This window comes from Pedobacter africanus (genome assembly GCF_040548825.1).
Taxonomy (GTDB): Bacteria; Bacteroidota; Bacteroidia; order Sphingobacteriales; family Sphingobacteriaceae; genus Pedobacter; species Pedobacter africanus_A.
Window position 1 is genome coordinate 299,537 of record NZ_JBEPSL010000002.1, and the last position, 12,227, is coordinate 311,763.

Annotated in this window: 8 protein-coding genes; 5 read left to right on the top strand and 3 right to left on the bottom strand. The window is 44.6% G+C overall.

Translation table 11 applies throughout. From position 1 onward, the window contains the following. Window positions 1-2: 2 nt before the first annotated feature. From ABIE26_RS11415 to ABIE26_RS11425, 3 genes are all read left to right on the top strand, one after another. Window positions 3-3,365, top strand: coding sequence for a SusC/RagA family TonB-linked outer membrane protein (locus ABIE26_RS11415; protein ID WP_310142919.1), 3,363 nt, complete (start codon window positions 3-5; stop codon window positions 3,363-3,365). 11 nt (window positions 3,366-3,376) lie between these two features. Next, the gene (locus ABIE26_RS11420) at window positions 3,377-4,705 is read left to right on the top strand and encodes a RagB/SusD family nutrient uptake outer membrane protein (protein WP_310142917.1); all 1,329 of its coding nucleotides are present in this window, start codon (window positions 3,377-3,379) and stop codon (window positions 4,703-4,705) included. Between the two features lie 83 nt (window positions 4,706-4,788). Beyond that, the gene (locus ABIE26_RS11425) at window positions 4,789-5,541 is read left to right on the top strand and encodes a LytR/AlgR family response regulator transcription factor (protein ID WP_310142914.1); all 753 of its coding nucleotides are present in this window, start codon (window positions 4,789-4,791) and stop codon (window positions 5,539-5,541) included. On the opposite strand, the gene ABIE26_RS11430 is transcribed toward ABIE26_RS11425, so the two are convergent. From ABIE26_RS11430 to truA, 3 genes are all read right to left on the bottom strand, one after another. After that, entirely contained in the window at window positions 5,538-6,896 is a 1,359-nt protein-coding gene (locus ABIE26_RS11430; protein WP_310142911.1) for a L,D-transpeptidase family protein, read from the bottom strand. The two genes, ABIE26_RS11425 and ABIE26_RS11430, sit on opposite strands and share 4 nt — an antisense overlap. A gap of 238 nt (window positions 6,897-7,134) precedes the next feature. After that, the gene (locus ABIE26_RS11435; RefSeq protein WP_310142909.1) at window positions 7,135-8,904 is read right to left on the bottom strand and encodes an ABC transporter ATP-binding protein; all 1,770 of its coding nucleotides are present in this window, start codon (window positions 8,902-8,904) and stop codon (window positions 7,135-7,137) included. Window position 8,905: 1 nt separating this feature from the next. Next, complete coding sequence (gene truA / locus ABIE26_RS11440; RefSeq protein WP_310142906.1) at window positions 8,906-9,688, bottom strand: tRNA pseudouridine(38-40) synthase TruA; 783 nt, start codon at window positions 9,686-9,688, stop codon at window positions 8,906-8,908. An 83-nt stretch (window positions 9,689-9,771) separates the two neighbouring features. On the opposite strand from truA, the gene ABIE26_RS11445 reads away from it, so the two are divergent. Together ABIE26_RS11445 and ABIE26_RS11450 are read left to right on the top strand one after the other, a co-directional pair. After that, window positions 9,772-10,233 carry a DUF4293 domain-containing protein gene (locus ABIE26_RS11445; RefSeq protein WP_310142904.1) on the top strand — a complete coding sequence of 154 codons (462 nt, stop codon included), beginning with the start codon at window positions 9,772-9,774 and terminating at the stop codon, window positions 10,231-10,233. Between the two features lie 83 nt (window positions 10,234-10,316). Then, window positions 10,317-12,170 carry a DEAD/DEAH box helicase gene (locus ABIE26_RS11450; protein WP_310142902.1) on the top strand — a complete coding sequence of 618 codons (1,854 nt, stop codon included), beginning with the start codon at window positions 10,317-10,319 and terminating at the stop codon, window positions 12,168-12,170. Window positions 12,171-12,227: the final 57 nt, after the last annotated feature.

Genomic DNA, 12,227 nt, shown 5'->3' on the forward strand with positions numbered 1-12,227 from the left:
AAATGAACAAATTTTTACTCTTTCTTTTCCTTCTGGCAGGTTCCTTTGCAGGGTACAGCCAGGAGCAAAGCACAGTAACCGGACAGGTGCTGTCGGCCGAAGACGGGAAACCAATCCCAGGGGCTTCGGTATTTGTAGACAAATCGGGCATTGGCGAGCAATCCAGTCCCGGTGTGATCCAGAATACCGTAATTGGCGCAGTAACGGATGTAAACGGACGTTTTACATTAAAAGTTCCGGCCGGTACAACTTACCTGAAAGTAAGTTACCTGGGTTACACCACTGCTACGGTGAACATCGCCAACAAAACCAATATTTCTGTTTCTTTAAGCAGCGATAACAATGTGCTGAATGAGGTGATCGTAAACGGATACACCGATATTGCCAAACGCAAGAACACCACCTCTGTTGCCAAACTGGATTACGAAAAGGTACGCCAGAGTGGCGTTTCGGGTATCGATCAGATGCTGCAAGGCCAGGTTGCGGGTGTTTCAGTAACCAGCCTGAGCGGAGGACCATCATCGGCACCGCAGATCAGGATCCGCGGAACCGTATCTTTAAATGGTTCACAAGACCCGCTTTGGGTATTGGATGGTTTGCCTTTGGAAGGTACAGACCTTCCAAAAAACCTGATGGACAAAGACAATATCGACCAGTTGCGGAACCTGCCGATTGCAGGGCTGAACCCGGATGACATTGCCGACATTACCATTTTAAAGGATGCAGCCGCTACCGCCATCTATGGTGCCAGGGCTGCAAACGGCGTAATTGTGATTACCACAAAAAAAGGCAAAAAAGGTCCGACACAGATTAATTTCAGTGCCAATACTTTTATAGCAGAACGTCCGGATTTCAGTAAACTGAACCTGATGAATGCCAGCGAAAAAGTTGATTTTGAATTGGGACTGGCCTCCAGGGCCGACCTTACCTACCGCGACAACCTGGGTGCGGTATCGAGGATATTGAATAAAGCCGGCGAACTGAATACTTACAGAACAGGTGGTTTTGGCGCGCTTAGTACCGCTACACGCGACCAGATCAATGCGCTGCGAAACAACAACACAGACTGGGGTAAAGAACTGTACCAATCGGCCATCAACCAGCAATATACACTTGGTTTGCAAGGCGGAACAGAACAGGCCAATTATTATTTTTCTGGTGGTTATTACAACGAGAGAGGGACTACAATTGGCACCGGCCTGAAACGCTACAATGCCACTTTGAAAACTGATTTCATTGTATCTTCCAAGTTGAAGTTTGGAGCTGCATTGTTTGGAGCAGTAACCAACCAAAAAAACTATTTAACGGAAACAAGTGCCTTTACCAGTCCGTCGAGATACGTAAGAAATGTAAATCCTTATTTAACACCAAGAGATGCAAACGGCGCTTACATTTACGATCCGGATATTCAGGGGGCTACAAACCTGACCGGAGATGTTTTTGTACCTTTCAATATTCTGGAAGAGCGCAACAACACCCGTTATAACCTGAACAGCAAAAGCTTTAAGGGAATATTTGATGTAAATTACAAGATCATTAAAGACCTGAACTTCCGTTCGGAACTGGGCCTGCAGTTTGAAGAAAACGGATCAGAAAAGTATGGCAGTGCCGATACTTATTATGTACGAAAATTTCGTGAGGGTACCAGGTATTTTAATTCTGCTACCAAAAAATATGAATACTTCCTTCCACAAGGCGGGGTGATCCAGAACCAGAATACCTCTTTCTTCCAGTACAACTGGAAAAACTTATTTGAATACAATAAGGTCATCAACGAAAAACATGAAATTGAGGCCCTTGCAGGAGCTGAATTCCGCAGGACTAAAAATCAGGTGGTGATGACCAGGGGTTTTGGTTATAACGACCGTACCCTGACCAATCAGGAGATTGTATTTCCTAATTCAAATTACGTTGGCGGTGCCAACAATCCTTACAGGGCCTACCAGAAAACCTGGGTTGAAAATGCCTACGCATCGTTTTACGGAACACTTTCTTATACCTACGACAGAAAATATACACTCTATGGAAGTATACGTTACGATGGCTCAGATTTGTTTGGTGTAGATCCAAAATACAGGTACCTACCTATTTATTCGGTTTCGGGTGCCTGGAATGCCAGTGAAGAGAATTTTATAAAAGATATCAAATGGATCTCCAATTTACGTGTCCGTTCATCGTATGGCATCCAGGGAAATATTGACAAAAATACCAGTCCCTATGTAATTGGCGTATATGACAACAATACCATCCTGCCGGGCAATAGCGAGCAGGCCATCAATGTAAGCAATCCGCCTAACCAGAAACTGCGTTGGGAAAAAACGGCTACCTTTAATGCCGCTGTTGATTTAGGCGTTTTCAACAATGCCGTTCAGGTAACATTTGAGTACTATAACCGGGCAAGTAAAGACCTGATCGGTATCCAGGAACTGCCTTTGGAAAACGGCTTTAATTTCACCAGTTCTAACTGGGCCCGCGTAAACAACAAAGGACTGGAACTGACCATCTCAACAAGAAACATCAGTACCAAAAACTTTCAATGGTGGACAGATTTCAACATCGCAAGAAATAAGAGCAAGGTATTGAGGGAAAAAGCAAGGTTAGATGCCCTCTCCCCTTCCAAAGAAGGTTATGCGGTAAATTCCCTGTTTGTCATCAAAACTGCAGGACTGGATGCCAATGGTATCCCACAGTTTATACAGAACGGAAATATCGTTTCGATGGAACAGTTTTATAAACTGTATGATCCATACGCAGATTTCTTTCCGGGACAGTTGACACAAAGTTCTTTAAGTCCTAAAGAATACCAGGGCCTGTTTACCTATGCTGGCGACAAAGACCCGAAATTTACGGGTGGATTGGTGAACCGTTTCCGTTACGGTAACTTCGACCTGGCCATTGCGGCCAACTTTAACCTTGGGCAGATGGTAATGGCAAACCCAATCTATAATCCTGCTGCATTTGATCGCGGACAGAATTACAGCAGGGAGGTGCTGAACGCCTGGAGCCCTGACAATACAGGCAGCAAATTACCAGCCATTATAGGCAAGGAAAGCGGCGATGGCAGCAGATGGATGGCCTACAGCTGGTTGCTGGATGCCGATCCGGCCCGTTCTTACAACAACCTGGACATCTGGGCCAAAAAGATGAATTACTTAAGGATCAACAGCATGCGTTTGGGCTATACCCTGCCAGCTAAAGTAGCCGGAAAGGTAAAAGCAAGCAGCCTGCGCATCAGCGTGGAAGGCCGAAATATGCTGGTATTTGGTTCCGATTACAAAGGTTATTTCGATCCGGAGACTTATGGTAATATTTATGCTCAGCCCATCACCAAAAGCATATCTATTGGTTTAAACGCAACTTTTTAATGTTAAATCAGATGAAGAAATTAATCATATTGGGTGCTGTTCTGCTTTCATTGAACATCAGCAGCTGCAAAAAATATTTAGAAATAGAACCGGCAGGGAAAGTACTCCCTACTACAACCGAAGATTTCAGGGCTTTAATGACCTCGGCCTACTACGGTTTTCCAAGACATAAAGCGCTGCTGGCTTTTAGAACCGATGAACTTACACTGGATGAGTTTAGTCAGGATTTTCCGACCATTAAAGACATCTACTCCTGGAAAGATGCCAATCCGGACGGGCTCACTTCCCCTTTTCCTTATGTTGCGTTTTATAAAAGCATCTTTTACGCCAATGAAGTGATTGCTGATGTGGAAGCCAGGGCTGGTGTTTCGACCGAAACAGCACAATTGAAAGCCGAAGCTTACCTTTTAAGGGCATATGCACATTTTGAACTGCTGAACCTGTATGCGAAACCTTACAACAAAGCCACCGCAGCAAGCGACAAGGGCGTACCGGTTTCGACCAGTATTGACATTGAGCAGAAATTCCCCCTGCTTAGCACGGAAGCCGTTTACAACCAGATTTTTGCAGACCTGGCTGCGGGGCAGCAGCTGCTAAACATGGACAAATGGGAAAGTGGTAAAAATTACCGTTTTGATAAAAGATCAGCATTGGCGCTATCCGCCAGAATTTATGAATTCCGGGCTGAGTGGGATAAAGCGCTGGCTGCCGCACAAGCGGTGCTGACGATTAATGCTGAACTGGAAGACCTGAACTCCAGTGGTAGCCTGCTTCCGAATAGTTACCTCTCGAAAGAGAATATCCAGTCGCTGGAAGATGTAATGGATGCAAGGACTTCCAATGCTTCCAGGATCTCAGCACATTTGCTTGGAGTTTACGACCAGGCCAACGACCTGCGTTTTGCAAAATATTTCAGTAAATCAGGCTCCAATTATGTTTCTGTAAAGGGGAACTCCAATGCACTGAAAATTACTTTCCGCAATGGGGAAATGTACCTGATTGCTGCCGAAGCCGCATTGCAGACGGGCGATAAAGGCCTTGCGCTGCAGCGCTTACTTGCCCTGAAAGCAAAGCGCCTTAAACCTGCCTATTATCAGGCAGAGCAAACCAGGATATCGGCTTTAAACAATACAGACCTGATGAAGGAGATTCTTGCCGAACGCGAGCGCGAACTGGCTATTGAAGGTCACAGATGGTACGATCTGAGGCGCTATGAGCAACCGCAGTTGATACATACGGTTGAGGGCACCAGCTATACCCTTCAAAAAAACGACCCAAGGTATACCCTTCGTTTTCCTAAAGAAGCAGTTACCAATAACCCCGATTTACAACAACAGTAGGCTTATCATTAAACAGGATTGAACTCCGGCTTGTTTTTACAGGCCGGAGTTTTTTTTTACTTTTACAGGCAAGCATAAGAACAATGAAGGTATTAATTGTTGAGGATGAGGAACTGGCAGCCGACACGCTGCGCAATATCCTGATGGATATCAATCCCAATATACAGGTACTTACCATTCTAGGCACTGTAGAAGCCGCCGTAGCCTGGCTTTCCAAACATACTGCCGATCTCCTGTTCATGGACATTCACCTGGGTGATGGGGAGAGCTTCCAGATCTTCCAGCAGGTACAGGTAAACAGTCCGGTTATTTTTACTACCGCGTACGACCAATATACACTCAAAGCCTTCAAAAACCAGGGCATAGATTACCTGCTGAAACCTTTTGATGAAGATGATGTCCGTGCTGCACTGAATAAACTGAATAGCATCCGTAAGGCAACAGAAATAGTTTTACCCCAGATTACTACTATTGAGGCTCAACCCGGCAAACTGCGCAACCGCTTTATGGTTAAAATGGGCAAGCTCATCAAGACGGTGCAATCGGAAGAGGTAGCCTATTTTATGGCAGATGACAAATATCTTTTCCTGGTAACCAAAGACAATCAGAATTACATCATTGAAGAAACCCTAAGCAGTCTGGAGCCTCAGCTTGACCCCGCAGTTTTTTTCCGCATCAACAGGAAATTCATCATCAATATCAAGGCCATTAAAGAGATGTATAAGCTTTCGCGGAACAGGGTGAGGATTGTCCTTCAACCCAGTCCGGCCGCCGGAGTTGAGGCAGTAGTAAGCGAAGAACGTGCAGAGGACTTCAAAAACTGGCTTGACGCTTAATTGTCCTGCAGTTTGGCATACAGCATTTTGTCCAGTCCGTAAATATCATCGTAAAACACCAGTTTCCCCTTTTCATCGATATCTGTTGTATAATAAGTAATAAAAACGGGTACAGAAGCCGGCAACCCTATATATTTAGCCTTTGGGTAGCCGCTTTGCATTGCACTTTTGATCTGCTCATACTTTTTTCCCTTTTCAAACAGGGCGAGGGCCAGCAGCAAGGGTTTTTCTACCCGTACACAGCCATGGCTGATGGCGCGCACAGGCTGGTTAAAAGCTGATTTTACAGGGGTATCATGAAGGTAAACACTGCTTTCATTTTTAAAGAGGAATTTGATTTTGCCCAATGAATTCCGGTAGCCCGGCTGTTGTTTGAAGGAATAACTGCTTACGTTTTCTTTGGCCCAGTCTATAGCTTCCGGATCGTCTATGAGTTTGCCCTGCTTAAAAACATAAATGTTGTTATTGGCCAGGTAATACTTGTCGCGGCCGGCATACTTTGAGATCTCATTTTTTGCGATGCTTTCAGGAATGTTCCAGACCGGATTTACCTGTACACTGTAAATTTTACTGCTGAGCTGTGGGGTTGCTTTTCCTTTTTCTCCTACACATACTTTCATCTGCAGTACTGACCCCCCCTTTTCTATCACGTGCAAATTAAAGTCAGGAATATTTATCCGTACAAATTTCTGTTCGGTTGGTTTGTTTTTCCAGCGCAGGCGTTCCAGGTTCACTTTTAAGATCCGCTGTGTTTCTTCAAGTGTCTTTTTGGGCGCCTGCATTTCATCTTTTAACGCGGTTTGCATGGCCAGGTACTTTTTTCCCTTTGGCTGTATGCTGTCCAGATACCCTTTAAGGTCTCTGACCTCCAAAACCCGCAACATTAAAATACTATCCGGTTGCGCTGTGGGTGTAAAATAATTGCTGTCTATCTGCGCCGGATTGAGCAGACCAAACTGCAGGGCATTGCTGTATTTCAGCAATGAGCTGGCTACCTGCAGTTCCAGTTCTACCACATCCTGGTACACATTAAGGGTAAGTCCTTTTTTGACATACAGACGTTCCCTCATTTTTTTTATGCCCGTAACAGCAAACAACTTAGGGTCAAGGCCATGCCTGGAAACTGCTTCAAAATAAGACAACAAGGTCTGCAGCTGATCCTGCACCATAAAATGGGGTATCAGTACCGGCTGAAATGTTTTACTTTGATAAAAAGACCGGAGCGCGTTGGGATAGCTCAGCTGAGTCTGCCTGTTTTCCAGTACCCGCTTAAACACCTGCTGGAAATCCTCCCCTGCCTGTTTGGCTATTGCAGCCTGAATAACAGGTGTGGCTACTGCGACAGGACCGGTCATACGTTTAACCTTGCAGGAAAAACACAGCAAGACAAATGACAATAACAAGAGAACGCGGAAATGTCCTTTCATTGCAAACCCTTCTTAATAAAAGAATTAACAAACTGACAATAAGTTTGTTTGCATTGGCGGATTCAAAAAAATTACCTTCTCAGAAACGGCATAGCGTCTTTTCAGTTTTTTCAATAGAAAAAACTGAAATTATGCAGCCGTTGAAGAGAACGGTTATTTTTTAATTTTAACTTGCAGAAATCCCAGTCGAATTGAACTGCAGGTCGTACAGCTTTTTGTAATACCCGTTCAGTCTCAGCAACTCCTGGTGTGTTCCCATTTCCTTGATCTCTCCTTTATCGAGCACCAGTATTTTATCGGCCTTTTGTATAGTAGAAAGACGATGCGCAATTACGATGGAGGTACGGCCCTGCATCAGGTTTTCTATGGCACGCTGGATCAGCATCTCTGTCTCTGTATCTACCGACGACGTTGCTTCATCGAGTACCAGGATAGATGGATTATACACCAGGGCCCTGATAAAGGAAATGAGCTGTGCCTGACCAGCAGACAGTGTTGCACCGCGCTCCATTACATTGTATTGATAACCACCCGGCAAACGTTCTATAAAATCGTGTGCCCCAACTTTTTTAGCCGCATCAATAACCTGTTCCATGGAAATATCCGGATTGTTTAGTGTGATGTTGTTAAAAATCGTATCCGAAAACAGGAACACATCCTGTAGTACAGTAGCAATATTGCTGCGCAGAAAGCTGAGTTCATAGTCCTGGATCTTAACCCCATCTACCCTGATCTCTCCTTTCTGGATTTCATAAAAACGGTTCAAGATATTGATGGTTGATGATTTACCGGCACCGGTAGCACCTACCAGTGCAATGGTTTTACCCGCCGGCACCTGGAAAGAAATATCTTTCAGCACATAATTTTCCTCATTATATGCAAACCACACGTTATCAAAAGAAATTGCACCGTCCATTTTTTGAGGGATAAAAGTACCCCTGTTTACAGTTACCTCATCGGTATCCAGCACCTTGAAAACCCGCTCTGCGCCCACCATTCCCATCTGCAGGGTATTGAACTTATCGGCAAGCTCGCGGATTGGCCTGAAGAGCATACTGATGTACATGATAAATTCTGTAATGATGCCCGGCTTAACGCCAGGATCGTTCAAAATGGTCTTTGCACCATACCAAACCAGCAGACCAAGTGACATGGCCGAGATGATCTCTACTACCGGGAAAAATATGGAATAATACCAGTTGGAGCGAATATTGGCATCCCGGTAACGTCCGTTGATTTTTACAAATTTTTTGTATTCCTGCTCTTCCCTTGCAAAATACTGGATGATGGAAATACCGGTGATGTGTTCCTGCAGATAGGTATTTAAATTGGAAACTTCTGTCCGGATTTCCTGGAAGGCCGATTTAATGGCTTTCTGAAAAACTGATGTGGCCATAATCAGCAGCGGCATAGGCAACAGTACCACCAGGGTAAGCGTCCAGTCTTTATACACCATCACGCCAATGATCACTATGACCATTAAAACGTCCCCGATAATCACGATAAGGCCTTCAGAGAAAATCTCCGCAATGGTCTCCAGATCCGACACTGTACGGGTAATGAGCTGGCCGATGGGTGTATTGTCAAAATATTTTAAGCGCAGCCTGGTAATGTGGTTAAACACATTGATGCGCAGGTCGCGGATGGCCGACTGCCCCAGGGTATTGGTCAGCAAAGTATGGCTATACTGAAAAACCGTTTGAAGGATCAGGAGTACGAACATCAGAATGGTCATGTTCAATAAACCTGCGTAATCTCCGGTAAGGATATGATGGTCGAGTGTATAACCGATAAGGATAGGCCGGAGCGGTGCAATGGCGGCCAGGAGTATGGTGAGTACAACAGACCAGATAAAAATACTGCGGTATGGTTTTACATATTGAAAAACCCGTTTCAATAGGCTAAAGTTAAACGCATCACCGGTTATTTTCGACATATTACTTTACAAAGGGATAAATAACATTTACTAAATACAAACCGCAGGCCGGAACAGATTGCCCTGCATTACTGCGGTTCTTACTTTCTATAATTTGTTTAAACTGAGCTAAGCTAAGTTCATTTTTGCCTACCTGTATCAGGGTACCTACAATAGCACGCACCATATTCCTCAAAAACCTGTCGGCCCGCACGGTAAACCGCAAACCGCCCTCTTGCTCCTCAAAAAAAGCAGCTGTAATTTTACAGTTATTGGTAAAGGTCTGGGTATTCGATTTACTGAAACAGGAAAAATCTGTATAGTTTAACAGGAGCTTTGCCGCCGCATTCATAGCTTCTATGTCAAGTTCGCCTTTATACAGCCAGGAACGGTTCAGCTTAAAAGGGTCTTTATGAAAATGAAGGTAATAATGATAGGCACGTTCGGTGGCGTCAAAACGGGCATGGGCATCAGCTGCAACTTTAAACACCCTTTTTACCGCAATCTGATAAGGCAGAAGCGCATTAATACCCCTTACCGAACATAGGGGGTCCGGCAGCTTCGCCTTTGCCGCTGTATTCTCCCCGTCAGGCGGGTACTGCAAATCGAAATGTGCATAAAACTGTGTGGCATGAACACCTGTATCTGTGCGCCCGCAGCCCAGGGTACCTACCGGCTGCCGGAAATAGGTGGATAAAGCTCTATCCAGGTATTCCTGTACCGTAGTAGCGTTGGGCTGTATCTGCCAGCCGTGATAAGGGGTGCCGTCGTACGACAATTCAATAAAATACCGCTGCGTGTTCAATAGTACAAAATTATCTTTTTAATCGGATATCGAATTGCTTAGTTTTGGCCTTTTAATATATTTGTTGAAATTATTGAACTGATATGATACAAAGAGTGCAATCTATATGGCTTTTATTGGCAGCGTTAACACTTGTGAGTTTGTTTTTCTTTCCGCTGCTGTTTAAAAGTGTAAACCATACCGAGTACTTGCTTTATATTGATGGACAGCACCAGACGGTTAAAGAAACCGTTACCACTGTTTCAACCTCACCTATAGCCGCAATAATCTTAAACGGTGTAACCATTTTAGTATGCCTGGTTTGCATCTTTCAGTTTAAGAACCGCCCGATGCAAAAACGCCTGATCATGATTAACATGGTCCTGATTATCGCTACGGCTGTATTGTCGGTGTTAAATGCATCATTACTCCCTGGTGGAATCAGCGGCGCTTCACTGCACATTGGTTCAGGAATGTTTGTCCTGGCCCTGCTGTTTTGTATACTTGCAATCCGCGGAATCAGAAAAGATGAGCAATTGTTAAGATCGGCCGACAGGCTCAGATAATTAACCGCTTGATTTTTATTTAGTTACTAATCTGTAAAAATCCAAAAATTAAACTTACCTTTGCGGCTTAATAAATAAAATACATGATAAACCCATTTAGTAAATTGGGGATAAGTGATGACGTTGTTAATGCTGTAAAGGATTTAGGTTTCGAAAATCCAACACCTATTCAGGAACAAAGTATTCCTGTGCTGTTAGAGGGCAATAACGATTTTGTTGGTTTGGCCCAAACAGGAACAGGAAAAACAGCCGCATTTGGTTTGCCGCTGTTAGAATTGATAGACTTCAAAAGCAATAAGCCTCAGGCATTGATTTTATGCCCGACAAGAGAGCTCTGCTTGCAGATTACTAGCGACATCAAGAATTTCTCAAAAAACACCCCTGGTGCTAATGTTGTTGCCGTTTATGGCGGTGCAAACATTATGCAGCAATTGCGTGAAATTAGAAACGGTGTACAAATTGTAGTGGCTACACCGGGCCGTATGTTAGACATCATTGGCCGTAAAGCTATAGATTTCAGTAATGTGAAATATGTAGTGCTCGACGAAGCAGATGAAATGCTGAACATGGGCTTCCAGGAAGACATTAATGATATTTTGTCGACCACACCTGATGACAAAAAAACGTGGTTATTCTCGGCAACTATGCCTCCTGAGGTAAGAAGGATTGCCAGGAACTACATGGACTCACCGGTTGAACTGACCATGGGTACCAAAAACACAGGTAACGTAAATATTGAGCACGAATACTATGTAGTACGCGCAAGAGATAAATACGCAGCTTTAAAACGTATTGTTGACTTTAACCCTGAAATTTTCGGTGTTGTTTTCTGCAAAACCAAACTCGATACACAGGATGTAGCTGAGCATTTGATCAAAGATGGTTACAATGCCGATGCCCTGCACGGGGATTTATCTCAGCAGCAGCGCGACAAGGTAATGCAACGTTTCCGCGACCGTAACATGCAGTTGTTAATTGCAACCGATGTTGCTGCCCGTGGTATTGACGTAAACAACGTTACCCACGTAATTAACTACTCCTTACCAGACGAGATTGAAAGTTATACCCACCGTAGTGGCCGTACTGGTCGTGCGGGAAAAACAGGTATCTCTATCTGTATCGTAAATTCGAAAGAATTGGGTAAGATCCGTCAGATCGAAAGGATCATTGGCAAGCAATTCACAAAAGCTGCCCTTCCAACCGGATTTGACGTTTGCGAAAAACAATTGTTTGCCCTAGTTCACAAAGTGCACAATGTTGAAGTGAACGAGAACCAGATTGAGCAGTACATCCCGCGTATTATGGATGAATTTGCTGAACTGAGCAAAGAGGAAGTGATCAAACGTTTTGCTTCTTTAGAGTTTAACCGCTTTTTAGAATACTATAAAAACGCGCCAGACCTGAACGCCTCAGACGAACGTGGTGAGCGTGGAGAACGTGGAGAGCGTGGCGACAGAGGCCCAAGGACAAGTGACGGCTATACCCGTCTGTTCATTAACCTGGGTTCTGTTGACGACTTCACCAGGGGCGACCTGCTTTCTTTTGTATGCAACAATGGTAAGATCAGCGGAAAGAGCATCGGTAAAATAGACCTTAAAGGCGTTTACTCCTTCTTTGAAGTAGAAAGTGGTGCCGTTGATTCTTTATTCAACAACTTTAAAGGCGTTGAATTTAACAACCGCGGTGTAAGGATTGAAAAAACAGCTGATGGTGACGGCGGCGGCGGTGGCCGTAGTCGCGGTGGCTTTGGCGGAGGAAGACGTGATGGCGGAAGAAGTGGCGGAGAACGCAGAAGCTATGGTGGCCGACGTGACGGCGGAGAGCGTGGAGAGCGCAACAGCGGTGGTGGTTTCAGGGATTTCTCTGGAAGAAGCCGTGAAGACAGAGGCGGAAGCGGTCGTCGTGATGGCGGAAGCGATAGAAAACGCAGATCTTAAGTTTTCAAATAACAAGAATATAAAAAGGGGTGCTCAGCTAATGAACACCCCTTTTTT